The 24,733-nt window shown below is 50.8% G+C and carries 33 protein-coding genes; 29 read left to right on the top strand and 4 right to left on the bottom strand.

Annotated features, from left to right (window positions below; translation table 11 throughout):
• Nucleotides 1-3: 3 nt before the first annotated feature.
• The 21 genes from rplX to adhE all read left to right on the top strand — a co-directional run bounded on the left by rplX (nt 4) and on the right by adhE (nt 14,346).
• The gene (rplX, locus tag H7U36_RS02545; RefSeq protein WP_033124783.1) at nt 4-315 is read left to right on the top strand and encodes a 50S ribosomal protein L24; all 312 of its coding nucleotides are present in this window, start codon (nt 4-6) and stop codon (nt 313-315) included.
• Nucleotides 316-340: 25 nt separating this feature from the next.
• Nucleotides 341-880: a 50S ribosomal protein L5 gene (gene rplE / locus H7U36_RS02540; protein WP_033124784.1), complete on the top strand. Its 540-nt coding sequence runs from the start codon at nt 341-343 to the stop codon at nt 878-880.
• An 11-nt stretch (nt 881-891) separates the two neighbouring features.
• Nucleotides 892-1,077 (top strand): type Z 30S ribosomal protein S14, encoded by a 186-nt coding sequence (locus H7U36_RS02535; protein WP_016220062.1) that lies wholly within the window; start codon nt 892-894, stop codon nt 1,075-1,077.
• Between the two features lie 15 nt (nt 1,078-1,092).
• Nucleotides 1,093-1,494 (top strand): 30S ribosomal protein S8, encoded by a 402-nt coding sequence (gene rpsH / locus H7U36_RS02530; RefSeq protein WP_138302833.1) that lies wholly within the window; start codon nt 1,093-1,095, stop codon nt 1,492-1,494.
• A 228-nt stretch (nt 1,495-1,722) separates the two neighbouring features.
• Nucleotides 1,723-2,265, top strand: a complete 543-nt coding sequence (gene rplF, locus H7U36_RS02525) for a 50S ribosomal protein L6 (RefSeq protein ID WP_191429324.1) — start codon at nt 1,723-1,725, stop codon at nt 2,263-2,265.
• A gap of 17 nt (nt 2,266-2,282) precedes the next feature.
• Nucleotides 2,283-2,651 carry a 50S ribosomal protein L18 gene (gene rplR / locus H7U36_RS02520; protein WP_033124787.1) on the top strand — a complete coding sequence of 123 codons (369 nt, stop codon included), beginning with the start codon at nt 2,283-2,285 and terminating at the stop codon, nt 2,649-2,651.
• A gap of 15 nt (nt 2,652-2,666) precedes the next feature.
• A complete protein-coding gene (gene rpsE / locus H7U36_RS02515; protein ID WP_033124788.1) occupies nt 2,667-3,176 on the top strand; it encodes a 30S ribosomal protein S5 in 510 nt (169 codons plus the stop codon).
• A 14-nt stretch (nt 3,177-3,190) separates the two neighbouring features.
• A complete protein-coding gene (gene rpmD / locus H7U36_RS02510; protein WP_191429323.1) occupies nt 3,191-3,370 on the top strand; it encodes a 50S ribosomal protein L30 in 180 nt (59 codons plus the stop codon).
• A 26-nt stretch (nt 3,371-3,396) separates the two neighbouring features.
• Nucleotides 3,397-3,837, top strand: coding sequence for a 50S ribosomal protein L15 (rplO, locus tag H7U36_RS02505; protein ID WP_033124790.1), 441 nt, complete (start codon nt 3,397-3,399; stop codon nt 3,835-3,837).
• The gene (secY, locus tag H7U36_RS02500; protein WP_033124791.1) at nt 3,837-5,153 is read left to right on the top strand and encodes a preprotein translocase subunit SecY; all 1,317 of its coding nucleotides are present in this window, start codon (nt 3,837-3,839) and stop codon (nt 5,151-5,153) included. The genes rplO and secY overlap by 1 nt, the downstream gene beginning before the upstream one ends.
• Before the next feature lie 136 nt (nt 5,154-5,289).
• A complete protein-coding gene (locus H7U36_RS02495; RefSeq protein ID WP_205155660.1) occupies nt 5,290-5,934 on the top strand; it encodes an adenylate kinase in 645 nt (214 codons plus the stop codon).
• A gap of 4 nt (nt 5,935-5,938) precedes the next feature.
• Nucleotides 5,939-6,724 carry a type I methionyl aminopeptidase gene (gene map / locus H7U36_RS02490; protein WP_205155659.1) on the top strand — a complete coding sequence of 262 codons (786 nt, stop codon included), beginning with the start codon at nt 5,939-5,941 and terminating at the stop codon, nt 6,722-6,724.
• Nucleotides 6,711-6,974, top strand: a complete 264-nt coding sequence (locus tag H7U36_RS02485; RefSeq protein WP_138302835.1) for a KOW domain-containing RNA-binding protein — start codon at nt 6,711-6,713, stop codon at nt 6,972-6,974. Before map ends, H7U36_RS02485 begins: the two co-directional genes overlap by 14 nt.
• 6 nt (nt 6,975-6,980) lie before the next feature.
• Nucleotides 6,981-7,199, top strand: coding sequence for a translation initiation factor IF-1 (gene infA / locus H7U36_RS02480; RefSeq protein ID WP_004607275.1), 219 nt, complete (start codon nt 6,981-6,983; stop codon nt 7,197-7,199).
• Between the two features lie 166 nt (nt 7,200-7,365).
• The gene (gene rpmJ, locus H7U36_RS02475; RefSeq protein ID WP_003022746.1) at nt 7,366-7,479 is read left to right on the top strand and encodes a 50S ribosomal protein L36; all 114 of its coding nucleotides are present in this window, start codon (nt 7,366-7,368) and stop codon (nt 7,477-7,479) included.
• 298 nt (nt 7,480-7,777) lie between these two features.
• The gene (gene rpsM / locus H7U36_RS02470; protein WP_138302836.1) at nt 7,778-8,146 is read left to right on the top strand and encodes a 30S ribosomal protein S13; all 369 of its coding nucleotides are present in this window, start codon (nt 7,778-7,780) and stop codon (nt 8,144-8,146) included.
• A 224-nt stretch (nt 8,147-8,370) separates the two neighbouring features.
• Entirely contained in the window at nt 8,371-8,766 is a 396-nt protein-coding gene (gene rpsK, locus H7U36_RS02465; protein ID WP_033124796.1) for a 30S ribosomal protein S11, read from the top strand.
• Between the two features lie 95 nt (nt 8,767-8,861).
• Complete coding sequence (gene rpsD / locus H7U36_RS02460) at nt 8,862-9,455, top strand: 30S ribosomal protein S4 (protein WP_033124797.1); 594 nt, start codon at nt 8,862-8,864, stop codon at nt 9,453-9,455.
• 60 nt (nt 9,456-9,515) lie between these two features.
• On the top strand, nt 9,516-10,475 hold the full coding sequence (locus tag H7U36_RS02455; RefSeq protein ID WP_033124798.1) for a DNA-directed RNA polymerase subunit alpha: 960 nt from the start codon (nt 9,516-9,518) through the stop codon (nt 10,473-10,475).
• Nucleotides 10,476-10,761: 286 nt separating this feature from the next.
• Nucleotides 10,762-11,298, top strand: a complete 537-nt coding sequence (locus H7U36_RS02450) for a bL17 family ribosomal protein (protein WP_033124799.1) — start codon at nt 10,762-10,764, stop codon at nt 11,296-11,298.
• A gap of 426 nt (nt 11,299-11,724) precedes the next feature.
• A complete protein-coding gene (gene adhE, locus H7U36_RS02445; RefSeq protein WP_033125599.1) occupies nt 11,725-14,346 on the top strand; it encodes a bifunctional acetaldehyde-CoA/alcohol dehydrogenase in 2,622 nt (873 codons plus the stop codon).
• Nucleotides 14,347-14,419: 73 nt separating this feature from the next.
• Here the strand turns inward: adhE and H7U36_RS02440 are convergent, their stop codons facing one another.
• Complete coding sequence (locus H7U36_RS02440; protein WP_205155658.1) at nt 14,420-15,454, bottom strand: 3D domain-containing protein; 1,035 nt, start codon at nt 15,452-15,454, stop codon at nt 14,420-14,422.
• A 166-nt stretch (nt 15,455-15,620) separates the two neighbouring features.
• On the opposite strand from H7U36_RS02440, the gene H7U36_RS02435 reads away from it, so the two are divergent.
• From H7U36_RS02435 to mutY, 8 genes are all read left to right on the top strand, one after another.
• Complete coding sequence (locus H7U36_RS02435; RefSeq protein ID WP_033125600.1) at nt 15,621-16,211, top strand: hypothetical protein; 591 nt, start codon at nt 15,621-15,623, stop codon at nt 16,209-16,211.
• Nucleotides 16,192-17,076, top strand: a complete 885-nt coding sequence (locus H7U36_RS02430; protein WP_243127122.1) for a Cof-type HAD-IIB family hydrolase — start codon at nt 16,192-16,194, stop codon at nt 17,074-17,076. The genes H7U36_RS02435 and H7U36_RS02430 overlap by 20 nt, the downstream gene beginning before the upstream one ends.
• A gap of 13 nt (nt 17,077-17,089) precedes the next feature.
• Nucleotides 17,090-17,917, top strand: coding sequence for an undecaprenyl-diphosphate phosphatase (locus H7U36_RS02425; RefSeq protein WP_033125602.1), 828 nt, complete (start codon nt 17,090-17,092; stop codon nt 17,915-17,917).
• Nucleotides 17,918-18,049: 132 nt separating this feature from the next.
• Nucleotides 18,050-18,829 (top strand): basic amino acid ABC transporter substrate-binding protein, encoded by a 780-nt coding sequence (locus H7U36_RS02420; RefSeq protein WP_191493766.1) that lies wholly within the window; start codon nt 18,050-18,052, stop codon nt 18,827-18,829.
• Between the two features lie 19 nt (nt 18,830-18,848).
• Nucleotides 18,849-19,541 (top strand): amino acid ABC transporter permease, encoded by a 693-nt coding sequence (locus H7U36_RS02415; RefSeq protein ID WP_191493767.1) that lies wholly within the window; start codon nt 18,849-18,851, stop codon nt 19,539-19,541.
• Nucleotides 19,531-20,277: an amino acid ABC transporter ATP-binding protein gene (locus tag H7U36_RS02410; RefSeq protein ID WP_205155657.1), complete on the top strand. Its 747-nt coding sequence runs from the start codon at nt 19,531-19,533 to the stop codon at nt 20,275-20,277. Before H7U36_RS02415 ends, H7U36_RS02410 begins: the two co-directional genes overlap by 11 nt.
• Nucleotides 20,278-20,416: 139 nt before the next feature.
• Nucleotides 20,417-21,070 (top strand): HAD family hydrolase, encoded by a 654-nt coding sequence (locus H7U36_RS02405; protein WP_205147724.1) that lies wholly within the window; start codon nt 20,417-20,419, stop codon nt 21,068-21,070.
• A 6-nt stretch (nt 21,071-21,076) separates the two neighbouring features.
• Nucleotides 21,077-22,849, top strand: a complete 1,773-nt coding sequence (gene mutY / locus H7U36_RS02400) for an A/G-specific adenine glycosylase (protein ID WP_205155656.1) — start codon at nt 21,077-21,079, stop codon at nt 22,847-22,849.
• A 103-nt stretch (nt 22,850-22,952) separates the two neighbouring features.
• Here the strand turns inward: mutY and H7U36_RS02395 are convergent, their stop codons facing one another.
• The 3 genes from H7U36_RS02395 to H7U36_RS02385 form a co-directional block, all read right to left on the bottom strand.
• Nucleotides 22,953-23,522, bottom strand: a complete 570-nt coding sequence (locus tag H7U36_RS02395) for a DUF4230 domain-containing protein (protein ID WP_033125608.1) — start codon at nt 23,520-23,522, stop codon at nt 22,953-22,955.
• 22 nt (nt 23,523-23,544) lie between these two features.
• Nucleotides 23,545-23,967 carry a bacteriohemerythrin gene (locus H7U36_RS02390; protein ID WP_033125609.1) on the bottom strand — a complete coding sequence of 141 codons (423 nt, stop codon included), beginning with the start codon at nt 23,965-23,967 and terminating at the stop codon, nt 23,545-23,547.
• A 78-nt stretch (nt 23,968-24,045) separates the two neighbouring features.
• Entirely contained in the window at nt 24,046-24,708 is a 663-nt protein-coding gene (locus tag H7U36_RS02385) for a phosphatase PAP2 family protein (protein ID WP_191493955.1), read from the bottom strand.
• Nucleotides 24,709-24,733 lie beyond the last annotated feature (25 nt).

Below are 24,733 nucleotides of genomic sequence, written 5' to 3'. Positions count from 1 at the left end.
AAGATGTCAACTATGAAGATCAAAAAGGGCGACATGGTAAAGGTCATTGCCGGAAAAGACAAGGACAAGGAAGGCAAGGTCATCGCTGTTAATCAGAAAGACGGTACAGTTCTCGTTGAGGGTATCAACATGCTGACAAAACACACAAAGCCAAGTGTTTCCAATCAGAATGGCGGTATCGTTCATCAGGAAGGACCTATTGATATTTCTAACGTAATGTACATCCATAAGGGAAAAGCTACAAGAGTAGGGTTCAAGATGGATGGCGACAAGAAAGTCCGCGTTGCAAAGTCAACGGGCGAAGTAATCGATTAATTGTTGAGGAAGGAGGTCCAGTGCTTTGAGCAGACTGAAAGAACAGTACCAGAACGAGATCATCGATGCGATGAACAAAAAGTTCGGTTATAAAAATATCATGGAAGTGCCGAAGCTCGACAAGGTTGTTATCAACATGGGCGTAGGCGAGGCAAAAGACAATCACAAGGTTTTAGAGTCAGCGATTGCTGATATGGAAAAGATCACAGGACAGAAGGCTGTCATCTGTAAGGCAAAGAAATCTGTGGCAAACTTCAAGATCAGAGAGGGTATGCCGATCGGATGCAAGGTTACCTTAAGAGGAGAGAAGATGTATGAGTTCGTTGACCGTCTCATCAATCTTGCCCTTCCCCGCGTGCGTGACTTCAGAGGTGTAAACCCGAACGCGTTTGACGGAAGAGGTAACTACGCTCTTGGTATCAAAGAGCAGCTCATCTTCCCGGAGATCGAGTACGACAAGGTTGACAAGGTGAGAGGTATGGACGTGATCTTTGTCACAACTGCGAAGACAGACGAAGAGGCTCGCGAGCTGTTAAGACAGTTCAACATGCCGTTTACAAAATAAGGAGGTAAATTATGGCTAAGACAGCAATGAAAATCAAACAGCAGCGCAAGCAGAAATTCTCCACAAGAGAATACAACCGCTGCAGGATCTGCGGTCGTCCGCACGCATATTTGAGAAAATATGGTATCTGCCGTGTTTGCTTCCGCGAACTGGCATACAAAGGACAGATCCCGGGTGTGAAAAAGGCAAGTTGGTAAAGGAGGAAGCAATCCATGACTATGAGTGATCCTATTGCAGATATGCTTACAAGAATTCGTAATGCGAACACTGCAAAACACGATACAGTAGACATCCCCGCATCCAAGATGAAGGTTGCTATCGCTGACATCTTATACAATGAGGGATACATCACAAAATATGAGATCGTAGAAGACGGTGCGTTCAAGACAATCCGTGTGACATTAAAATACGGCGCAGATAAGAATGAGAAGGTTATCTCCGGACTGAAGAGAATTTCCAAGCCGGGTCTCCGCGTGTACGCAAGCAGCGAGGAGCTTCCCAAGGTTCTCGGCGGACTGGGAACAGCGATCATCTCCACAAACCAGGGTGTGATCACTGACAAAGAAGCAAGAAAACTGGGCGTAGGCGGAGAAGTTCTGGCTTTCGTTTGGTAGGCACTGAACACTTGGTGAAAGCAAGCCGCAGGGCGAAGCTTGAACCTAGTGAGAAGGCCGTTCTTCGAGCGAAGCGAGAAGAACATCCTTAGAATAAATGAGCATGCGGGGAAGAGGAAAGACTACGGCCACTAGGCTCGTAAAAAACCTCGCTAAGTGCTCAATGTGACTGAAAACAGAGCAGGCTAAAGCATCTGCTCCGAGAATTTAAGTTAAGGAGGACATGGTATGTCACGTATAGGAAGACTGCCAATCACAATCCCGGCAGGGGTAACTGTTGAGATTGCAGAGAATAACAAAGTGACCGTAAAGGGTCCGAAGGGAACTCTTGAGAAAGAGCTTCCGGTTGAAATGGAGATCAAGCAGGAGGGAGATCAGATCATCGTTACAAGACCGAACGATCTGAAGAAGATGAAATCCCTTCACGGCCTTACAAGAACACTGATCAACAACATGGTTGTTGGCGTTACCGAAGGATACAAAAAGGTCCTCGAGGTAAACGGTGTTGGTTACAGGGCTGCAAAAGCGGGAAATAAGCTGACACTCAGCTTAGGATACTCTCACCCGGTAGAAATGATCGATCCTGAAGGCGTTGAGACTGTTCTGGAGGGTCAGAACAAGATCACTGTCCAGGGAATTGACAAAGAGAAAGTTGGCCAGTATGCGGCTGAGATCAGAGACAAGAGAAGACCGGAGCCATACAAGGGCAAAGGTATCAAGTATGCTGACGAAGTGATCAGACGTAAAGTTGGTAAGACTGGTAAGAAATAAATAAGGAGAGTGTGAAAATGGTTAGCAAGAAATCAAGAACAGAAGTACGTGTTAAAAAGCACAGAAAGTTACGTAACCGTTTAAGCGGTACACCTGAATGCCCACGTTTAGCCGTATTCAGAAGCAATAATCACATGTACGCACAGATTATTGACGACGTAGCAGGGAACACTCTGGTTGCAGCTTCCACTCTTCAGAAAGATGTGAAAGCAAACCTTGAGAAGACCAATAACGTTGAAGCAGCAGCTGCTCTGGGTAAAGTGATCGCAGAAAAGGCTCTTGAGAAGGGCATCAAGGAAGTCGTATTCGACAGAGGCGGATTTGTATATCACGGAAAGATCCAGGCACTTGCAGACGCAGCTCGTGAGGCTGGACTGGAATTCTAGGAAGGGAGAACACACATGAAACAGGAACGTATTGATGCTAGTCAGTTAGAATTAAATGAAAAAGTAGTGTCAATTAAGCGTGTAACCAAGGTTGTTAAGGGTGGACGAAACATGAGATTTACAGCTCTTGTTGTTGTCGGAGACGGAAACGGCCATGTGGGCGCAGGCTTAGGAAAGGCAGCCGAGATCCCGGAAGCCATCCGCAAAGGAAAAGAGGACGCTACAAAGAAGCTGATCACTGTGGCATTAGATGAAAACGGAAGTATCACACATGATCAGATCGGCAAATTCGGAAGCGCTTCCGTGCTTCTGAAGACAGCTCCGGACGGTACCGGAGTGATCGCCGGTGGTCCGGCCCGTGCCGTTATCGAGATGGCAGGAATTAAGAACATCCGTACAAAATCTCTTGGTTCCAACAATAAACAGAACGTAGTTCTTGCTACAATCGAGGGATTAAAGGAAGTAAAGACACCTGAAGAGGTATCCAAGCTCCGCGGCAAATCCGTCGAGGAAATCTTAGGCTAAGGAGGCAGATAAAAATGGCAGATTTAAAGATTACTTTAGTAAAATCTACAATCGGTGCTGTGCCGAAGCATAAGAAGACAGTAGAGGCTTTGGGACTTAAGAAGACTGGCAAGACAGTTGTTTTACCGGACAATGCAGCTACAAGAGGCATGGTAAAGCAGGTGCAGCATTTAGTAAAGGTAGAAGAAGCGTAAATTCAGAGAAGTAAGGAGGTGTCATAATGGACTTATCAAATTTAAGACCTGCTGACGGGGCAAAACAGAGCAACAACTTCAGAAGAGGACGTGGACATGGCTCCGGAAACGGCAAGACAGCCGGCAAGGGACACAAGGGACAGAAGGCCCGTTCTGGCGGCACAAGACCAGGTTTTGAAGGTGGACAGATGCCATTATATAGAAGAATACCGAAGAGAGGCTTTACAAACAGAAACAGCAAGACAATTGTTGGTATCAATGTGAGCGCTCTGGAGGTGTTCGACAACGATGCTGTTGTATCTGTAGATACACTCATCGAGAAGGGCATTGTAAAAAATCCTAGGGACGGCGTAAAGATCCTTGGAAATGGTGAACTGACAAAGAAACTTACAGTTCAGGCAAATGCATTCAGCGCAGGTGCGGCTGCTAAAATAGAGGCTCTTGGTGGAAAAGCAGAGGTGATCTAATGTTTAAGACAGTGAGAAGGGCATTTCAGATCGCTGATGTCAGAAAGAAAATCCTGTACACGTTCATGATGCTGATCGTGATCAGGATCGGATCTGAGCTGCCCACACCTGGTGTGGATCCGGATTTCATCCAGGACTTCTTTGCGCAGAACACTGGTGAGGCGTTTAACTTCTTTAACGCCATCACCGGTGGTTCCTTTGAACAGATGTCCGTACTTGCTCTGAGCATCACACCATACATTACATCATCCATCATTATGCAGCTTCTGACCATTGCGATTCCGAAGCTGGAGGAGATGCATAAGGATGGGGAAGACGGACGAAAAAAGATTGCGGCTATCACCCGTTATCTGACTGTTGTCCTGTCACTGATCCAGTCAACAGCTATGGCAGTTGGATTTGGACGTCAGGGACTTCTCAAAGAGTTTAACTTTGTCAATGCGGCTATCGTCGTGCTGACACTGACAGCCGGAAGCGCCTTCCTTATGTGGTGCGGCGAGAGGATCACGGAAAAGGGTGTCGGAAACGGTATCTCTATCGTGCTTGTGATCAACATTATTTCCCGTATCCCCAGCGATATGGCTACTCTTTATGAACAGTTTGTAAAAGGAAAGAGTCTTGCATCCGGCGGACTGGCAGCGCTGATCATCCTTGCGATTATCCTGGCGCTTGTCGTTTTCGTCATTTTCCTGCAGGATGGACAGAGAAGGATCGCTGTGCAGTATTCACAGAAAATGCAGGGACGTAGAATGTTTGGCGGACAGTCCACATACATTCCGCTCCGCGTGAACACAGCGGGCGTGATCCCGATCATCTTCGCCTCCTCACTGATGCAGACTCCCATTCTGATCGCGACCTTCCTTGGAAAGGGCGACGGGGATGGCATTGGAAGTGAGATCCTCCGAGGGCTGAACCAGTCAAACTGGTGTAATCCGCAGCAGCTCCAGTATTCATGGGGACTGGTGGTGTACATCATCCTGACCGTATTTTTTGCTTATTTCTACACATCCATCACCTTTAACCCGATGGAGATAGCAAATAACATGAAGAAGAGCGGCGGATTTATTCCCGGTATTCGGCCGGGAAAACCGACAGTTGAATATCTCACGAAGATCTTAAATTACATCATCTTTATCGGCGCATGTGGACTGATCCTTGTACAGATCGTGCCAATTTTCTTCAACGGCTGGCTGGGGGCTCATGTCTCCTTCGGCGGCACGTCACTGATCATTATTGTCAGTGTCATACTTGAGACGATCAAGCAGATCGAGTCACAGATGCTGGTACGCAATTATAAAGGATTTTTAAATAGTTAAGCCCCTTTGGGCTGTGCCTGAGGCGAACTGCCAGGATGCATTTTTGCATCGCTGGCATACAAGCCGGGCATGCTTCAGTTTTAAACTCGCGGAAAAAATTTTCGCGGGTTAAAATGCTATAAGGAGGAAGTAACATATGAAGATTATTATGTTAGGCGCGCCTGGAGCCGGGAAGGGAACCCAGGCAAAGAAAATCGCCGCGAAGTATGGGATCCCCCACATTTCCACCGGTGACATCTTCAGGGCGAACATCAAGAACGGTACAGAGCTTGGAAAGAAGGCCAAGACATATATGGACCAGGGACTTCTCGTGCCGGATGAGCTTGTCGTGGATCTGGTAGTGGACCGTGTGAACCAGGATGACTGCAAAAACGGCTATGTACTGGACGGCTTCCCGAGGACGATTCCCCAGGCTGAGGCCCTCACAGAGGCGCTGGCAAAGATGGGACAGAAAGTGGACTATGCCATCGATGTAGACGTGCCGGATGAGAACATTGTCCGCCGCATGGGCGGAAGAAGAGCCTGCGTGGGCTGCGGAGCTACATATCATGTAGAGTATGCCCCCACAAAGAAGGAAGGCATCTGTGATGTGTGCGGCGGAGAGCTGATCCTGAGGGACGACGACAAGCCGGAGACCGTGCAGAAGAGACTGAACGTGTACCACGAGCAGACACAGCCGCTGATCGACTACTATACAAAGGCAGGTATCCTGAAGACAGTGGACGGCACTGTGGATATCGACGACGTATTCCAGGCAATTGTAGATATTTTAGGAGCGTAAAGGGATGTCGATCACGATAAAATCACCCAGAGAGATCGAGCTTATGACGGAAGCGGGCAGGATCCTTGAGACTGTCCACAACGAACTGGCAAAGGAGCTTCATCCGGGAATGACCACCAAGGATATAGACAGGATCGGGGAGGAGCTGATACGCAGCTACGGCTGCGTGCCCTCCTTCCTGAATTATAACGGCTATCCGGCATCCATCTGCGTGTCTGTGAATGACGAAGTGGTGCACGGTATACCCAGTCCCCACCGCTTTATCCGGGAGGGCGATATCGTGAGCCTGGACGCCGGCGTCATCTATAAAGGATACCATTCTGACGCGGCCAGGACATACGGCATCGGCCACATCAGTGAGGAAGCGCAGAGGCTGATCGATGTGACCCGGGAATGTTTTTTTGAAGGTATAAAGTACGCAAAAGAGGGCAATCATCTATTTGATATATCCTCTGCCATCGGAAGATATGCGGGGGAGCGCGGATACGGCGTGGTGAGAGACCTGTGCGGCCACGGGATCGGCACCAATCTCCACGAGTCGCCGGAGATACCAAATTATGAACAGGGAAGAAAGGGTGTCCTCCTCAAGGAGGGCATGACGCTGGCCATTGAGCCCATGATCAATATGGGAACATGGGAGGTGGAATGGCTGGATGATGACTGGACGGTTGTCACAAAGGATCATTCCCTGTCTGCCCACTATGAGAACACGGTGCTGATCACCAAGGGCGAGCCGGTGCTCCTGTCCCTGTCAGCATATGAAGAGAGGAAGCAGAATGGACAGGTATAAGGCGGGAATGATGGCCAGGTCACTGGCGGGGCATGACGCGGGAAAAATATATGTTATAATAGGAAGCGACAGCGCATATGTTTATCTGGCAGACGGCAGGCTCCGGACAGTGGATCATCCTAAAAAGAAGAAAAAGAAGCATGTACAGCCTGTCTGCGTCAGGTGCGGGGAGGCCGCGCTTGACGATGTGGCCGTAAAGAGAATACTTAGAAACTACTTGAACCAGGAAAAAGGAAAACAGGAGGATTAAGGAGACATGTCAAAAGCTGACGTTATCGAAATCGAAGGAACTGTAGTAGAGAAACTGCCAAACGCAATGTTCCAGGTGGAGCTGGAGAACGGCCACCAGGTGCTGGCTCATATCAGCGGAAAGCTGCGTATGAATTTTATCAAGATCCTGCCGGGAGACAAAGTGACACTGGAGCTGTCACCCTATGATCTCTCAAAGGGAAGGATCATCTGGAGAGACAAGTAAAAAGCTGTAAATTATCTTAGAAACAACGGGAAAATCTATTGACTTGCCTGAAACGCGGTGCTATACTATATAGGCGCATTTCCCGGGGATTTTTATGCCTTGTTACGGGATTTCCGGAAAAAGCGCCTCGGAACCAAGCAGGCAATGGATGAAAGGAGGATTTGACGTGAAGGTTAGATCATCAGTAAAACCAATTTGCGAGAAATGCAAAGTAATCAAGAGAAAAGGAAGCATTCGCATTATCTGCGAGAACCCAAAGCATAAACAGCGTCAGGGTTAATTTGGGCGGCTGATAGTATGACACGCCAGGGTGTGTGTGCAGTGCTCATACTATTTAATATACATGAAACACCGACAGAGCGTGGATATTCCACAGGGGTTTCTAGTATATTGCTTACAATACCGGCGGTCATTAGCCGATGGTATGTCGGCTGCCGGAAAGGGCGTGAATACCGACACGCCTGGGCTGGGATATCGGAACATTACTGCGTTCCGGTAGGGAACAGGAAAAAATCCAGTGCCCGCAGCCTCAATTTAGGACAATATTAAACAACAAAGATCAAATGGAGGAAAATCACATGGCTCGTATTGCAGGTGTAGACTTACCAAGAGACAAACGTGTAGAAATCGGACTGACCTATATTTACGGTATCGGAAGACCGAGCGCAACACGTATTCTGAAAGAAGCAGGAGTTGATCCGGACATCCGCTGCAGAGATCTGACAGACGACGATGTAAAGAAGATCAGCGCAGTCATCGATGAGACACAGATGGTAGAAGGTGATCTGAGAAGAGAGATCGCGCTGAACATCAAGAGATTACAGGAGATCGGATGCTACAGAGGTATCCGTCACAGAAAAGGACTCCCGGTTCGTGGACAGAAGACAAAGACAAACGCAAGAACAAGAAAAGGTCCTAAGAGAACAGTTGCTAATAAAAAGAAATAGGCCGAAAGCAGCTTAATGAGGGCGAGCAATAGCGAAGCCCGAATTCCAGCGCGAGGCCGTTCGCGAACCTTAGCGAAAGCAAACTCGAAGAGTGCAGCTTGAGCTTAGTTGAGCGAACTACCTCCACGATGAAAGTGTTTTGGTATTTCTTTGTTCAGGCCGAAGGCCTGAACTACCTTATCAATCGAAAACAACGCAAATTTCAAGAAAGTAGGTTAGTTTAAATGGCAAAGAAAGTTACAAAAAAAGTGACAAAGAAACGTGTCAAGAAAAACGTTGAACACGGACAAGCACATATCCAGTCATCTTTTAACAATACAATCGTAACATTAACAGATGCACAGGGAAATGCTCTGTCATGGGCAAGTGCTGGTGGTCTGGGATTTAGAGGTTCAAGGAAATCTACTCCGTATGCAGCACAGATGGCAGCTGAGACAGCAGCAAAGGCAGCTCTGGTACACGGCTTAAAGACAGTAGATGTTATGGTAAAAGGACCTGGTTCGGGAAGAGAGGCAGCAATCCGTGCCCTTCAGGCATGTGGAATTGACGTTACAAGCATCAGAGACGTAACACCGGTTCCCCACAACGGATGCCGTCCGCCGAAACGCAGAAGAGTCTAGTCTTCGGATTGTGTTTCAGGATTAATTAAGATATTAACAACAGAAACAGTGAATTGGATTTCAATATCCCAAGAAATCAGGAGGAAAGCGAAAACATGGCAGTAAACAGAGTTCCGGTTCTTAAAAGATGCCGTTCACTTGGCATGGACCCAGTTTATTTAGGAATTGATAAAAAGTCTAACAGACAGTTAAAGAGATCAAACAGAAAGATGAGTGAGTACGGACTGCAGCTCCGCGAGAAGCAGAAAGCAAAATTCATCTACGGCGTTCTTGAGAAGCCTTTCAGAAACTACTACAAGAAGGCAAAACAGCAGAAGGGCATGACAGGTACAAACCTGATGGTTCTGCTTGAGACAAGACTTGACAATGTAGTGTTCCGCATGGGGCTTGCCAGAACACGCCGCGAGGCAAGACAGATCGTAGACCACAAGCATGTGCTGGTTAACGGGAAGCAGGTAAACATTCCTTCTTACCTTGTTAAGGCAGGCGATGTGATCGAGATCAAAGAGAAATGCAAAGGTTCCCAGAGATACAAAGATATCATCGAGGTGACAGGCGGACGTCTTGTACCTGCATGGATCGAAGTAGACCACGAGGCTCTGAAGGGAACTGTAAAAGAACTTCCGACACGCGATGAGATTGACGTTCCTGTAGACGAGATGCTGATCGTCGAGTTGTATTCTAAATAATTAATTTAGAAAAGTAATTAACCCTCAGAAAATTATCAGCCCATAAGGAGGGACTATATAGTGTTTGATTTCAATAAACCGAATATCGAAATTACAGAAATGTCAGAAGATAAGAGATATGGAAGATTTGTAGTAGAGCCTCTTGAGAGAGGCTACGGTACAACACTTGGAAATTCTCTTAGAAGGATCATGCTCTCATCTCTTCCCGGAGCTGCCATCAGCCAGGTGAAGATCGACGGTGTGCTGCATGAATTCAGTTCTATCCCGGGTGTGAAGGAAGATGTGACAGAGATCATCATGAATTTGAAATCTCTGGCTATTAAAAATACATCTGAGACAGACGAACCAAAGACAGCCTACATTGAGTTTGAAGGTGAGGGTGTCGTAACTGGTGCTGATATACAGGCGGACTCAGACATTGAGATCATGAATCCGGAGACTGTCATCGCCACTTTGAACGGCGGCGCGGACAGCAAGCTTTACATGGAACTGACTATCACAAAGGGCAGAGGATATGTAAGTTCAGATAAGAACAAGAATGAGGATCTTCCCATTGCGGTTATTCCCATTGACTCTATCTACACACCTGTTGAGAGAGTGAACCTTACGGTTGAGAATACCCGTGTGGGCCAGATCACAGATTTTGACAAACTGACACTTGATGTGTGGACAAACGGCACACTTCATCCGGACGAGGCAGTCAGCCTTGCCGCAAAGGTTCTCAGCGAGCACCTGAAGCTGTTTATCGATCTCTCTGAGGTGGCACAGGCCGCTGAGGTCATGATCGAGAAGGAGGATGACGAGAAGGAGAAGGTTCTCGAGATGAGCATTGACGAGCTCGAGCTCTCCGTGCGCTCCTACAACTGTCTGAAGCGCGCCGGCATCAACACAGTGGAAGAGCTGACAAACCGCACACCTGAGGACATGATGAAGGTCCGCAACCTGGGACGCAAATCCCTGGAGGAAGTGCTGGCAAAATTAAAAGAACTCGGTCTTGAGCTGAGTCAAGGCGAGGAGTAAAACGACGAGCCCTGGCGATACTGATCGAGCGTAAGCTCGAGCAGGTTCCGCTAAAAGCAGGGAGAGGAGTAAGGTGTGAGCACTTAGCGAGAGTGAGCCGTCAGGCGACGCTCGAGTTCTAGTTCGAAGAACTAGCTCTTTAATCCCCGTTAGATATGTGTTATATGTCATATATAACCACAACCCACGCCCAGCCGCCAGTAAGCCCAAAGATGCGTGGCGGCGGCATTTGGCTAGTAAGCCCGAAGATGCATAACCAGATGTTAAATATTGGAGGAGAAGAAAAATGGCAAAATATAGAAAACTTGGCAGAACATCAAGCCAGAGAAAAGCATTACTGAGAAACCAGGTGACAGCTCTCTTAAACAACGGCAAGATCCGTACAACAGAGGCAAAGGCTAAAGAGATCCGCAAGATCGCAGAGGGCCTGATCGCTATGGCAGTAAAGGAGAAGGACAACTTCGAGGAGGTTACTGTTAAGGCCAAGGTTGCCCGCAAGGACAAAGACGGCAAGAGAGTAAAGGAAGTTGTAGACGGAAAGAAAGTGACAGTATATGACGAAGTAGAGAAGAAGATCAAGAAGGATATGCCTTCCAGACTTCACGCAAGACGTCAGATGCTGAAGGTTCTGTGCCCTGTGACAGAGGTTCCGAAGACAGCAGCCGGAAGAAAGAAAAATACAAAAGAGATCGATATGGTAGCGAAGCTGTTCGACGAGATCGCGCCGAAGTATGCAGACCGCAACGGTGGTTACACAAGAATCATCAAGATTGGTCAGCGTAAAGGTGACGCTGCTATGGAGGTTCTGATCGAGCTCGTATAAGAGATTGATCGGAAAATCATTAGACAGGTATTAAAAAAGAGTTCCAGTGGAACTCTTTTTTTTATGCTGCAGCTGCCCTGCTCAGTTCTGTCCAGATCAGAGGGGGCAATGGGGAATATAAATTGTTATAGTTGTGTCAAAGTTCGTGAAAAGAGCTAATTATTTACAGTTAATTTATTGTTAAATAATATACTTTTTGAAATAGTAGTTACAAATCAGATAAAATATGATAGAATACACTCACTGAAACGAAGAGCGAACGATAAAGGAGGGCAGTGGAAAAAAGAAGCAAAGTCATTGAAAAAACAGAGAGAGAAATATTTGTTAAAAAAATATCAAAAAGTTATTGACAAATATTTAACGAACCTGTATACTAAACCCAGGTTGAAGAAAAACAACGAAAAACTATTTACGGAGGAAACCAAAATGGCTAAAAAGAAAGAAGAAGCGGTGGTACCAACATTTATCGACAGCGTGGAAGCTCTCGAAGCAAAGATGAAAGCAATGAGAGAAGCCCAGAAGGTATTTGCCACCTACACACAGGAGCAGGTAGACAAGATTTTCTTTGAGGCAGCTATGGCGGCCAACAAGATGCGTATCCCCCTTGCAAAGATGGCAGTGGAGGAGACAGGACGTGGTCTTGTAGAGGACAAGGTCATCAAGAACCACTATGCGGCTGAGTATACATACAATGCATACAAGCACACAAAAACCTGCGGCGTGTTCGAGGAGGACAAGGCCTACGGCATCAAAAAGATCGCTGAGCCTGTGGGACTGGTAGCCGCTGTTATTCCGACTACAAACCCGACTTCTACAGCAATCTTCAAGACACTGATCTGTCTGAAGACAAGAAATGCGATCATCATCAGCCCCCATCCGGCTGCAAAGAAATGTACGATCGAGGCTGCTAAGGTTGTTCTGGATGCCGCTGTAAAGGCAGGAGCACCTGAGGGAATTATCGGATGGATCGATGCTCCGTCACTGGAGCTGACAACAACTGTTATGAAGGACTCTGACCTGATCCTTGCGACAGGCGGTCCTGGAATGGTGAAGTCAGCATACTCTTCCGGAAAACCGGCAGTGGGCGTTGGACCTGGAAATACACCGGTCATCATCGACGAGACAGCTGACATCAAGAACGCAGTAAACTCCATCATCCACTCCAAGACATTTGACAATGGTATGATCTGTGCTTCCGAGCAGTCTGTGACCGTTCTGGAGAGCATTTACGAGGAAGTAAAGAAAGAGTTCGCTTACCGCGGATGCTACTTCCTGAAGCCCGGCGATGAGCTGAACAAGGTCCGCAAGACCATCATCATCGACGGCAAGCTGAACAACAAGATCCCCGGAATGTCAGCCGTGAAGATTGCGGAGATGGCAGGGGTGAAGGTTCCGGCTAATACAAAGATCCTCATCGGCGAGGTTGAGTCCGTGGACATCTCCGAGGAGTTCGCTCACGAGAAGCTGTCTCCTGTACTTGCCATGTACAAGGCAAAGACATTTGACGAGGCTCTCGAGAAGGCAGAGAAGCTGGTAGAGGACGGCGGATACGGCCATACATCAGCGCTGTACATCGATCCCTCCGAGACAGAGAAGATCGCAAAGCACTCTGCTGCAATGAAGACCTGCCGTATTCTGATCAACACACCTTCCTCTCAGGGCGGTATCGGTGATCTGTACAACTTCAAGCTTGCGCCATCCCTTACTCTTGGATGCGGTTCCTGGGGCGGAAACTCCGTATCAGAGAACGTTGGAGTAAAACATCTCATCAATATCAAGACAGTGGCCGAGAGGAGAGAGAATATGCTGTGGTTCAGAACACCAGAAAAGATCTACTTTAAGAAAGGCTGCATGCCGGTTGCCCTGGACGAGCTGGGAACCATCATGCACAAGAAGAAAGCATTTATCGTAACAGATACTTTCCTGTATCAGAACGGCTACGTGAAACCGATCGAGGAAAAACTGGACCAGATGGGTATTCAGCATACATGCTTCTACGAGGTAGCTCCGGACCCGACACTGCAGTGCGCACAGAAGGGCGTGGAGCAGATGAAGGCCTTCGAGCCCGACACCATCATCGCTCTGGGCGGTGGATCCGCAATGGACGCCGGCAAGATCATGTGGGTAATGTACGAGCATCCGGAAGCAGACTTCGCTGACATGGCCATGGACTTCATGGATATCCGCAAGAGGGTATTCACATTCCCGAAGATGGGCGAGAAGGCTTACTTTGTAGCCATCCCCACATCCTCCGGTACAGGTTCCGAGGTGACACCTTTCGCCATCATCACAGACGCGACAACAGGCGTAAAATGGCCTATCGCTGACTACGAGCTCCTGCCTGACATGGCAATCGTGGACGTGGACAACATGATGACACAGCCCAAGGGACTGACATGTGCATCCGGTATCGATGTTATGACACATGCCATCGAGTCCTACGTATCCATCATGGCTACAGACTTTACAAAGGGTCTCTCCATGAAGGCTGTCAAGATGGTATTTGACAACCTGCCGTCCGCATACGAGAACGGTGCGAAGGATCCGAAGGCCCGCGAGGCAATGGCCAACGCTTCCTGCATGGCTGGTATGGCGTTCGCAAACGCGTTCCTTGGCCTGAACCACTCCATGGCTCACAAGCTGGGCGCTTTCCATCACCTGCCGCACGGTATCGCAAACGCTGTGATCCTGACAGAGGTTATGAAATACAACGCAGAGGAAGTTCCGACAAGAATGGGAACATTCTCACAGTATCAGTATCCACATGCACTGGCAGACTACGCAGAGCTTGGACGCTACGCAGGCTGCAAGGGCAACACAGATAAAGAGGTATTCGACGACTTCATCGCAAGACTGGAGGATCTGAAGGAGAAGATCGGCATCAAGAAGTCCATCAAGGAGTATGGCATTGACGAGAAGTACTTCCTTGACACTCTGGATGAGATGACAGAGCAGGCCTTCAACGACCAGTGTACAGGTGCAAACCCGAGATATCCGCTGATGAAGGAAATGAAAGAAATCTATCTCAAATGCTATTACGGCAAATAGTTTTTCTCATAAGTTTTTCTCACAAAGAGAAGGCGCTCCGAAAGGGGCGCCTTCTGTCTATTGACTGCTCTTTTTAGTTTGCCAGATACACCTCCGCGTAATAGACGCCGCATGCCAGTGCCGTGGAGTGGTCGTTTACAAAAATGTCGATCACATTTCCCTTGATGGCGCCGCCGGTGTCCTCAGCGGTGTACACATGTCCGTTTATAATAACCTGTGAGCCAAGAGGAATAACGCTCGGATCCACTGCAATGGTCCGTCCCGCTGTGGGAACTGTGCCGCTTGCCGTGTGGCTGCCGCCCCAGCTGCCTGTGCAGTAGAAGCAGGGGCAGTAATGGGTGATGCGGAAACGGCCAAGGCTCTGCTTGCCGTCTGTGGAAACGCTGCCGCCTCCTGTCTGGCCGCTGCCTGAGCTTCCTGACGCCGCCTGCTGTGCCTGCTGCTGGGCTGCCGCCTGTGCCGCTGCCCTCTGCTGAGCAAGCAGCGCTTCCGCCTCCTTTGCCTTCTCTATCTGACTGCTGTACTCTGAGATCTGATCGGATTTGTCGGAAATCTGCTGCTCAAGCTCTGCCTGCTTTGTGTTCAGCTCCTCCTCCATATCTGCCAGGGATGTCTGCTGCTCCTTGAGGGCATCTCCCTGCTTTTTGATCTCGTTCTGGGTATTCTCCAGCTCCTTGAGCATCTCCCGGTCGTATTCGCTTACATTCTGAACAAAGTCTGTCTTGTTCAGGAAATCTGCCATGTCTTCCGCTGAGCAGAGGAGCTCAAGGAATGTGGTGTCCCCCGCCTCGTACATATATTTGATGCGGAGCTTCATGGCTTCGTACTGTTCCTCGCCTTTCTTCTGTGCTTCATCCATCTGTTTCTGGGTTTCTTCCATAGCAGCTTCGGTTTCTTCCATCTTGGTGGAGAGTTTCTCTATATCGCTGCTGAGACTATTCAGTTCCTCGTTCAGGCTGTTAACCTCGTCCTCGAGGGCGCCCTTTTGCTGTTCCAGTTCTTCCGTAGAAGGTTCTGCGTATACCAGAGTGCCGGTACACCCCATGGCTGCGACACATCCGGCCACAACGCCGGCCCGCAGCATGCGCTTGAATTTCGTACTCATCATATATACATTTCCTTTCTCTCGGCGAGTTCCGCACGTCCGCTTACAAATTTTTATATATCCGAACGTCTAACTATTATACAACAAATTGCTTTATTTCGCAAATTTTGTTATGATGATTTAAGAATAATTTTATAGAATAGAACAGATCCGGGAGGGAGCGGAGTTTATGAAAAAATACGAAGAAGAAAAATACAGAATGGAAAATATAGAGGACAAGATTTATCCCTGGGTGAAGGAGGAGCTGCGTGACAGCCATGCCCTGAACGGGAAAAATATTTCCGAGAAGGACACGCCTCTGATTTCTTTTGTTGGAAATCTCACGGTGCTTCTGGTCATACAGAGGGGGGAGGACGCATATGAGATCATAAAGGACAATATGCTGCCGCCGGACTGCGATATAGAGAAGCTCTACTACAGGGCGTGTGAGAACCTGGCCCGGGACGTGGAATTTGTCTTTGGCCATACCTGGTACGGGGGATACGCCGTCCTGGCGGACGGACACCACGAGGCCAGCTCCCTGTGCCTGCGGCATATATGGGATGTGTGCGTGCAGAAGCTGGATGATGACCTGGTGATCATGGCGCCTTCAAAGGACATGGTGCTCTTTGTGCCGGCAGGGGACGAGGAGAAGCTTGCCAGGATGATCGAATTTGGCAGGGAGGCCTACGAGAGGAGCCAGGACAGGGTGAGCAGAAGCCTGATGGTCTTTACGAAAGAAGGAAAGGAATTACTGGCATATGACGAAGTGCAGCACTAAGGGATACAGGATAAAAATGGTCGGGCTGGATATGGACGGCACCCTTCTCACAACGGAGAAAGAACTGACAGAGCACACAAAGGAGGTTCTGCTGGAAGCTATTGACAGAGGAGTCACAGTGCTCCCGGCCACAGGCAGGCCGCTGACAGGCATCCCGGAGGAGGTGCTTAAGCTTCCGGGGGTGCGCTACGCGGTGGCCTCCAACGGAGCACGGATCGTGGATCTGAAGGAGGACAGGGTGATCTACGAAGGCCTTGTCTCCTACGAGACAGGGAGCAGGGTGCTGGAGATATGTAGCCGCTATGACGCTCTGATGGAGATTTACTATGACGGCGTGGGATATGCAGATGAGGAGAAGCTGAAGCGCATCGATGAGTACGTGCCCAAAGCGCCCATGGCCCGTTATATAGCAGGTTCCAGATGCCCGGTGGAGGATGTGATGGCCATGTTCGAGGAGCGCAAGGCACCCACCGACAAGGTCCATGCTCTGTTCCGCACAAAGGAGGAGCGTGAAAAGGCCTGGCAGGAGGTAGAAAAAGAGGTCCCGGATATTGAAATAACAGGCGCTTTGAGCAATAATATAGAAGTAAACGCAAAGGGCGTGAACAAGGGCCGAGGTCTTCTGATCCTGGGAGAGCTCCTGGGCATACGCCGGGAGGAGATCATGGCAGTGGGGGACGGCTCCAACGACATTGCCATGCTCAGGGAGGCGGGCCTTGGCGTGGCCATGGAAAACGCCACAGATGAGGTGAAGGCAGCGGCGGATGTGATCACTCTCTCCAACGACCGGGAGGGAGCCGCGGCGGCCATTGAGAAGTACGTTCTGCGGGATCTGCGGCAGAATGAGGAGCATGATAAAATTTAAAAGGAGATAGCATATGTTAGATATTATCAAAGTCATAATCCTGGGCATTGTGGAGGGAATTACCGAGTGGCTTCCGGTCAGCAGCACCGGTCATCTGATCCTTGTGGGAGATCTCCTGCAGCCGAACTTAAGCGATGCCTTTATGGAGATGTTTAACGTGGTCATCCAGCTGGGCGCCATCATGGCGGTGGTGGTGCTCTACTTCCACAAGCTGAACCCCTTCTCGCCGAAGAAGACGAAGAAGCAGAAGCTGCTGACCTGGCAGATGTGGATCAAGGTGCTGATCGCCTCTGTTCCGGCGGCAGTGGTGGGACTTCTGTTCAACGATTACCTGGACGCCATCTTCTACAAGCCGCTTCCTGTGGCGGTGATGCTGATCGTATATGGTGTCCTCTTTATCATAGTGGAAAACAGGAACAAGCATGTCCGCCCGAAGGTGACCAAGATATCGGAGCTGTCCGTCCAGATGCTGATCTGGATCGGTGTGTTCCAGATGCTGGCCCTCATTCCCGGCACGTCCAGATCCGGGGCTACCATCGTGGGCGCGCTGATGATCGGCATTTCCAGGGGCGTGGCTGCGGAGTTTACCTTCTTTCTCGCCATACCGGTCATGTTCGGAGCCAGCTTCCTGAAGCTGATCGGCTTTGGACTCTCCTTCACAGCGAAGGAGGCGGGGCTGCTGCTTCTTGGATGCGTAGTATCCTTTGGCGTGTCCATAGTGGCGATCAAGTTCCTGATGGGCTATATCAAGAAGCATGATTTCAAGGTTTTCGGCTACTACAGGATCGCTCTCGGCGCGGTCATCATTATCGCGGCTATCGTTCAGATGATCATTGCATAAAAAACTGGTGGTTTTTTCTATAGATTATATAGAAAAAGCCACTTGTTTTTTATTCTGGACATGTTAGAATATTTACTGACGTGTATCTTTATGCATTAATAATGAAAAAATATATTCTGGAGGGAAAGAATTATGAAGATGAAAAAAGTTTTAAGCATGCTGCTTGTCGCTGTGTGCACAATGGGACTGGCTGCCTGCGGAGGAAGCTCTGAGGGCGGATCAGAGGACAGCGGTGACGACACACTTGTCATGGCCACAAACGCGGAGTTCCCGCCCTACGAGTACCACGAGGGAGACGAGGTTGTGGGCATTGACGTGGACATTGCGTCAGCCATTGCCGAGGAGCTTGGCATGGAGCTGAAGGTAGAGGATATGGCATTTGACTCTATCATTCCGGCTGTCACAAGCGGAAAGGCAGATATCGGAGCTGCCGGCATGACCGTTACACCGGATCGTGAGGAGAGCGTGGCATTTACAGATACATATGCTCACGCTACACAGGTGATTATCGTAAAAGAGGACAGCGACATCACCGGACCGGACGATCTGGTCGGAAAGACCATCGGCGTACAGCTTGGAACGACAGGCGACCTCTACGCCACAGATATCGAGGATGCCACAGTAGAGCAGTACAACAAGGGATTTGAGGCTGTGCAGGCCCTGACGCAGGACAAGATCGACGCGGTTATCATCGACGGCGAGCCGGCCAAGGAGTTCGTGGCAGAGTCCGAGGGGCTGAAGATCCTGGACGAGGCATTTACCGAGGAGGACTACGCTATCGCGGTTGCCAAGGACAACACAGAGCTGGTAGATAAGATCAACGATGCGCTGGCTACTCTGAAGGAGTCTGGCAAGCTGGATGAGATCATCGCAAAATATATCTCCGCGGACAGCGAAGCTGACGCTGAATAGGGAAGAAAAGGTGTAAGAGATGTTGCAGGATTTGCAGTCAAAATTTGTAAATAATTTTATAACGGACAATCGGTGGCAGTATCTGACAGACGGCCTGATCGTGACTTTGCAGATCACGCTGTGCGCCGTCATCCTGGGCATTGTCCTTGGATTTCTGGTGGCCATTGTGCGCTCCACCCACGACCGAACGGGAAAGCTGAAGATACTAAATGTGCTGTGCAATGTCTATCTGACCGTGATCCGGGGAACCCCGGTGGTGGTACAGCTTTTGATCATCTACTTTGTCATATTCGGAAGTACGACGATCAGCAAGGTCGTGGTCGCGGTTATGGCCTTCGGTATCAACTCCGGAGCCTACGTGGCGGAGATCTTCCGATCCGGCATCATGTCCATTGACAACGGGCAGTTTGAGGCGGGCAGGAGCCTTGGCTTCAATTACCGCCAGACCATGTTCTATATAGTCATGCCCCAGGCGTTTAAGAACGTGCTGCCGGCGCTGGGAAATGAGTTTATCTCCCTTCTGAAGGAGACCTCTGTATCCGGCTATATCGCCCTGCAGGATCTCACAAAGGGAGGCGACATCATCCGGAGCAGGACCTATGACGCGTTCATGCCTCTCATCGCGGTGGCGCTGATCTATCTCGTCATGGTGCTGATATTCAGCAGGCTGGTAAGTCTGCTTGAAAGGAGGCTGAGAAACAGTGATCACTAACGGAGAAGTGCTCATAAGAGTCGAAGATGTACATAAGGTGTTCGGAGGCGCTCTCCACGCGCTGAACGGCGTCACCAGCGAGATCCGCAAGGGGGAAGTGGTGGTCATCGTGGGGCCCTCCGGCTCCGGAAAGTCCACCTTTCTGCGATCCCTGAACCTTCTGGAGGTTCCCACCAGCGGACACATCTATTTTGAAGGTGTGGATATCACGGACAAGAAGGTGGATATAGACAAGCACCGCCAGAAGATGGGCATGGTGTTCCAGCACTTTAATCTGTTCCCCCACAAGACCATTCTGGAGAACATCACGCTGGCTCCCATCAAGGTGTTGAAGAAGAGCAGGGAGGAGGCCGAGAAGCAGGCCATGGAGCTCCTGCAGTTGGTTGGCCTTGAGGAGAAGGCCCATTCCTATCCGTCCCAGCTCTCGGGAGGACAGAAGCAGAGGATCGCCATCGTGCGCTCTCTGGCTATGGAGCCGGATGTGATGCTCTTTGACGAGCCCACCTCCGCCCTGGACCCGGAGATGGTGGGAGAGGTTCTGGATCTGATGAAGCAGCTCGCGAGAGACGGCATGACCATGGTGGTGGTCACCCACGAGATGGGCTTTGCCCGGGAGGTGGGAACCAGAGTGATCTTCATGGACGCCGGACAGATCCGGGAAGAGGCAGAGCCGGAGGAGTTCTTTACAAATCCGAAAGAGCCAAGACTCCGGGAATTCCTGTCAAAGGTGCTTTAAAAGGTTCCCTGAATAGAAAAAATGCAGCGGATATACATTTTTCGGAGTGTATATCCGCTTTCTAGTAGACAAACCATTTGACATTGCGCGGGAAAACGTGGACAATAGAATAGATTTTATGGAAGGGAAGGCAGATAGTATGATAAGAGCAGTCCTGTTTGATATGGATGGCACGCTGATCGACACGGAGAAATACCTGACCCGGTTCTGGCGGCAGGCCGCCCGGGAGCACGGGGTGGAGATGACGGTGGAGGACTCCTGCATGCTGCGCAGCTTTGCCAGCCGTTACGCCAGCCGGTGGTTTGCGGAGCGCTTTGGGGAGGAGGCGGACTACTGGGGGATCAGAAAGCGGCGCAAAGAGCTGATGAGCCGGCATCTGAAGGAGCACGGGGTGGAGAAGAAGCCCTTTGTGGACGAGACCCTGAAGGCCCTGAAGGAGGCCGGATACCTGCTGGCCGTGGTGACCGCCACGGACGAGGAGAGGACCCGGCAGTATCTGACGGAGACGGGGATCATAGAGTGGTTTGACAGGCTCGTGTGCGCCACTATGGTGGAGAGGGGCAAGCCCTATCCGGACGTGTACGAGTACGCCTGCCGGCAGGTGGGCTGTAAGCCCCAGGAGTGTCTGGCCGTGGAGGACGCCCCCAACGGCCTTCGTTCAGCTCTGGGGGCCGGCTGCAATGTGGTCATGGTGCCGGACCTGACGGGAGCGGGCGAGGAGCTGGAAGAAAAGATAGACGGGGAGCTGAAGAATCTCCGTGACCTGCCCGGATTTCTTGAGAGGATGGCGTGACAGAGTATGAGATACGAGAGAATACAGGAAGGAACATTCCTTGAGCGGCCCAACCGGTTCATCGCCTATGTGGAGATAGAGGGCGTAAAAGAGACGGTTCATGTGAAGAACACAGGCAGATGCGCGGAGCTTCTTGTGCCCGGCGCCAGGGTCTGTGTGCAGAAGTCGGATAACCCCCAGAGGAAGACACAGTGGGATCTGATCGCCGTGTGGAAGGGAGAACGGCTCATCAACATGGACTCCCAGATACCCAACGCTCTTGTGAGGGAGTGGCTGGAGGAGACAGAGGAGGGCCGCGCCTTTCTGCCCGGGATCACCTATCTGAAGCCGGAGTACACCTTTGGAAATTCCAGAATCGATCTGTACGCCGAGGCGGGAGAGCGGAAGATCCTCATCGAGGTGAAGGGAGTCACTCTGGAGGAGGACGGCGTGGTGCGCTTCCCGGACGCACCCAGCGAGCGGGCGGTGAAGCACATGGAGGAGCTGTCCGCCGCAGTCAAGGAGGGCTGGGAGGCTGTCGTCTTTTTTGTAGTGCAGATGGAGGGGGTGGACTTTTTTACGCCCAACATGGACACCCACCCCGCCTTCGGGGAGGCTCTTAAGAAAGCGGCGGCGGCAGGCGTGCGGGTGACAGCCTGGGACTGCCATGTGGAGCAAGAGAGCATCTCCATCCGGAGGGAAGTGCCTGTGGTGCTGGGGGAGAGGATCCTCTATGAAATCCGGAAGCCTCTGGTGGACTGGTACCGGAAAAATAAAAGGGAGCTCCCCTGGCGGGAGCACCCGGACGCTTATCGGGTGTGGGTGTCTGAGATCATGCTGCAGCAGACCCGGGTGGAGGCGGTGAAGCCCTACTACGAGCGGTTCCTGGCGGCACTGCCGGACGTGAAGGCGCTGGCGGAGGCGCCGGAGGACGTGCTGCTGAAGCTGTGGGAGGGCCTGGGCTACTATAACCGGGTGCGGAACATGCAGAAGGCGGCCCGTCAGATCATGGAGGAGTACGGGGGTGTGTTCCCGGACAGGTATGAGGATATCCTTTCCCTGTCGGGAATCGGGAGCTATACGGCGGGGGCTGTCAGCGCCTTTGCCTACGGGCTTCCCCGGCCTGCGGTGGACGGGAACGTGCTGCGGGTGGTCTCCCGGCTTCTGGGCAGCAGGGAGGACATCATGAAGGCCTCTGTGAAGCGGAAGACGGAGGAGGAGCTGCAGGAGGTGATCCCCGCCGACGCGGCCAGCGACTTCAACCAGGGGCTCATCGAGCTTGGGGCGCTGGTGTGTCTCCCGGGCGGAGAGCCAAAGTGCGTCCAGTGCCCCCTGGCCCACCTGTGCCGGGCAAAGAGAGAGGGAATCCAGAGTGAGCTGCCGGTGCGGACAAAGGCAAAGAAACGCCGGGTGGAGAAGAGGACTGTCTTTATCTTCCGGGACGGGGACACGGCAGCCATCCGAAAGCGCCCGTCAAAGGGACTTCTGGCAGGGCTCTATGAGCTCCCCAACGTGGAGGGTCACCTGACCATGGAGGAGGCGGTGGCCTACAGCAAGGACATCGGCCTTGTCCCTGTCCGGGTGAAGAAGCTGGGTGAAGCCCGGCATATCTTCAGCCATGTGGAGTGGGACATGGTGGGCTACCTGGTGCAGGTGGATGAGCTGGAGAAGTCCTGTCGGGAGGAGATGATCTTTATCCATCCAAGGACCGCCCAGGAGGAGTACGCCATCCCCTCCGCCTTTGAGAAGTACGCCGGGTATCTGAAGATCCGGCTGGGAAATGAGAGATACAGGGAATGAGACAGGATGATACGGGAAATATAAAAGCTTTCGCAGAGGTGTCTGCGAAAGCTTTTAGTTTAGAACAACATTTACTTGATACGATTTGACACATGGCAGGGGGCTACTGGATGTGCAGCGTGTAGCCGCCGTCCTCTGTGACCGGAGCCAGAAGGGTCTCGATCACGGTCTGGGCCTGCTTCTTGGCCTGGGCCAGGATGTCGGTCTGCGTGGCCTTGGCCTGGGCGTCCTCCATGGCATAGTCCATGGCCTTTACCGTGTCCTCCCTGTCGGTCCAGTTGAAGAGAGCAAACTGCTCATCGTAGAACTCCAGGGAGTCCGGGTCGATGGTGATGTCCTGGACGGCAGGCTCCGGGAGGGTAATGCTGATATCACGGCCGCTGATCTCCACCTGGGCGTTCTCAAGGTCGATGCCCGCACTGATCTGGGCGTCGTAGATCATGGAAAAAGCCTTTTTATTGATGAGGGGGATGTCACCCTCCTCGTATTTGACAAGCCCTCTGTATTCCAGGCGGGCGGTGGTGAGGGAGCTGCAGCGGGTCAGCCGTTCCTCGATGGAAGTAGCGCTGACAGTCACCTCCGGGCCGCTCTCCAGAAGTCGAGAGGCCAGAAAGCCCACGGCAATGAGGGCGATGGCCGCCACCAGAACAAGAAGGCCCTGTATCTTTTTCATCGGTAAGACTCCCCTTTGCGGTTTACAGGCGTTCGTTGTTCTCACGCATGAATTTGTACTCAGCTACAGAACGGTCAAATCCCTGGATGTGTACATAGAGCCACTCGATTACCTTCTCCTGCACCTTGGCAACGAAAGCCGGTGAGGGGCCTTCCTCCTCCTGCAGCATGTCCTGCAGGTCAGCGATGGTCTGCTTGAAGATGTCGTGCTGCTCCTTGTGCTTCTGGAAGCCGGGGTAATCAATTTCTCTCTGAAGCTGCTCCTCAGCGGAGAAGTGATAGTTTGTGTAGTCCTCCAGATAGTCCAGCGTCTTGACAGCAACAGCCTTGTCATTACTCTGCTCGCAGCTCTCCATCACCGCGTTGATCTTCTCGATGAGCTCCTTGTGCTGGGAGTCGATCATCTCATTTCCTGTTACAAGGTTATCTGTAAATTCTGCGTACATAATTATTCCTCCTTAAAGTAAGCATTATTATAATAAATTATAGCAAAGGCATCCCTTTACCGCAAGGGATGCCTGCGTTTATGTTGGCTGATGGGAGAGGCTTGGAGCCTTTTTCCCGGCAGGCACATACACGAAAGAGTAGATTACGCCTGCCATAACCATGGCTGCAAATACATCTGTCACAGAATGCTGCTTCAGGAACATGGTGGACAGGATGATGAGTCCTGCCAGCACGTAAGCCGCAGGCTGTACCCACTGTTTTTTCCGAAGAGCGTGGCTGTGCCCGATGGCGAAGGCCGCGCCCAGGGAGTTGAAGACGTGGATGCTTGGCAGCACGTTGGTGGGGGTGTCTGTCTGGTACAGCCATCTCACCGCGTCCGTGAATATATTGTCCCGCGGGAAGGTCTCCGGCCGGAGAGCCAGACCGTTGGGAAAGATGGTGCAAATGATAAGAAATATGGTCATGCCTGAAAACATGAACGTACACATCCTGTAAAAACCCCGTCTGTCCGTCAGGAAAAAGTAGGCCCCTGTGACTGCGATAAACACAAACCAGAGAAAATACGGAATAATGAAATATTCCACAAAGGGTATATAGTCATCCAGCGGAGAGTGGATCAGGTAATAGCCGCGGCGCACATGCTTCTCCAGCCAGAGGAACCAGGGCATGTAGATGAAGCCGTACAGCAGTACCCAGGCATGACGGTACTTTTTAATGAAGTTTTTTGCCTTTTCAAACATATTGATACGTCCTTCCGATCTGATG

Source organism: Faecalicatena fissicatena (assembly GCF_016900595.1).
In the GTDB taxonomy this organism is placed as follows: domain Bacteria; phylum Bacillota; class Clostridia; order Lachnospirales; family Lachnospiraceae; genus Claveliimonas; species Claveliimonas intestinigallinarum.
This window is presented reverse-complemented; position numbering and strand designations above follow the sequence as displayed.

Bases quoted from the DNA above. Each gene is read 5' to 3' on its own strand.
- H7U36_RS02405 (WP_205147724.1), top strand. From the start codon at position 20,417: ATGATAAGAGCAGTCCTGTTTGATATGGATGGCACGCTGATCGACACG.
- H7U36_RS02415 (WP_191493767.1), top strand. From the start codon at position 18,849: ATGTTGCAGGATTTGCAGTCAAAATTTGTAAATAATTTTATAACGGAC.
- rplX (WP_033124783.1), top strand. From the start codon at position 4: ATGTCAACTATGAAGATCAAAAAGGGCGACATGGTAAAGGTCATTGCC.
- rplF (WP_191429324.1), top strand. From the start codon at position 1,723: ATGTCACGTATAGGAAGACTGCCAATCACAATCCCGGCAGGGGTAACT.
- map (WP_205155659.1), top strand. From the start codon at position 5,939: ATGTCGATCACGATAAAATCACCCAGAGAGATCGAGCTTATGACGGAA.
- infA (WP_004607275.1), top strand. From the start codon at position 6,981: ATGTCAAAAGCTGACGTTATCGAAATCGAAGGAACTGTAGTAGAGAAA.
- rpsD (WP_033124797.1), top strand. From the start codon at position 8,862: ATGGCAGTAAACAGAGTTCCGGTTCTTAAAAGATGCCGTTCACTTGGC.
- H7U36_RS02430 (WP_243127122.1), top strand. From the start codon at position 16,192: ATGACGAAGTGCAGCACTAAGGGATACAGGATAAAAATGGTCGGGCTG.
- secY (WP_033124791.1), top strand. From the start codon at position 3,837: ATGTTTAAGACAGTGAGAAGGGCATTTCAGATCGCTGATGTCAGAAAG.
- H7U36_RS02425 (WP_033125602.1), top strand. From the start codon at position 17,090: ATGTTAGATATTATCAAAGTCATAATCCTGGGCATTGTGGAGGGAATT.
- rplO (WP_033124790.1), top strand. From the start codon at position 3,397: ATGGACTTATCAAATTTAAGACCTGCTGACGGGGCAAAACAGAGCAAC.
- rpmD (WP_191429323.1), top strand. From the start codon at position 3,191: ATGGCAGATTTAAAGATTACTTTAGTAAAATCTACAATCGGTGCTGTG.
- adhE (WP_033125599.1), top strand. From the start codon at position 11,725: ATGGCTAAAAAGAAAGAAGAAGCGGTGGTACCAACATTTATCGACAGC.
- H7U36_RS02485 (WP_138302835.1), top strand. From the start codon at position 6,711: ATGGACAGGTATAAGGCGGGAATGATGGCCAGGTCACTGGCGGGGCAT.
- H7U36_RS02450 (WP_033124799.1), top strand. From the start codon at position 10,762: ATGGCAAAATATAGAAAACTTGGCAGAACATCAAGCCAGAGAAAAGCA.
- rplR (WP_033124787.1), top strand. From the start codon at position 2,283: ATGGTTAGCAAGAAATCAAGAACAGAAGTACGTGTTAAAAAGCACAGA.
- rpsK (WP_033124796.1), top strand. From the start codon at position 8,371: ATGGCAAAGAAAGTTACAAAAAAAGTGACAAAGAAACGTGTCAAGAAA.
- H7U36_RS02390 (WP_033125609.1), bottom strand. From the start codon at position 23,967: ATGTACGCAGAATTTACAGATAACCTTGTAACAGGAAATGAGATGATC.
- H7U36_RS02535 (WP_016220062.1), top strand. From the start codon at position 892: ATGGCTAAGACAGCAATGAAAATCAAACAGCAGCGCAAGCAGAAATTC.
- H7U36_RS02385 (WP_191493955.1), bottom strand. From the start codon at position 24,708: ATGTTTGAAAAGGCAAAAAACTTCATTAAAAAGTACCGTCATGCCTGG.
- H7U36_RS02395 (WP_033125608.1), bottom strand. From the start codon at position 23,522: ATGAAAAAGATACAGGGCCTTCTTGTTCTGGTGGCGGCCATCGCCCTC.
- H7U36_RS02440 (WP_205155658.1), bottom strand. From the start codon at position 15,454: ATGATGAGTACGAAATTCAAGCGCATGCTGCGGGCCGGCGTTGTGGCC.
- H7U36_RS02420 (WP_191493766.1), top strand. From the start codon at position 18,050: ATGAAGATGAAAAAAGTTTTAAGCATGCTGCTTGTCGCTGTGTGCACA.
- rpsE (WP_033124788.1), top strand. From the start codon at position 2,667: ATGAAACAGGAACGTATTGATGCTAGTCAGTTAGAATTAAATGAAAAA.
- mutY (WP_205155656.1), top strand. From the start codon at position 21,077: ATGAGATACGAGAGAATACAGGAAGGAACATTCCTTGAGCGGCCCAAC.
- rpsH (WP_138302833.1), top strand. From the start codon at position 1,093: ATGACTATGAGTGATCCTATTGCAGATATGCTTACAAGAATTCGTAAT.
- H7U36_RS02495 (WP_205155660.1), top strand. From the start codon at position 5,290: ATGAAGATTATTATGTTAGGCGCGCCTGGAGCCGGGAAGGGAACCCAG.
- rpsM (WP_138302836.1), top strand. From the start codon at position 7,778: ATGGCTCGTATTGCAGGTGTAGACTTACCAAGAGACAAACGTGTAGAA.
- H7U36_RS02435 (WP_033125600.1), top strand. From the start codon at position 15,621: ATGAAAAAATACGAAGAAGAAAAATACAGAATGGAAAATATAGAGGAC.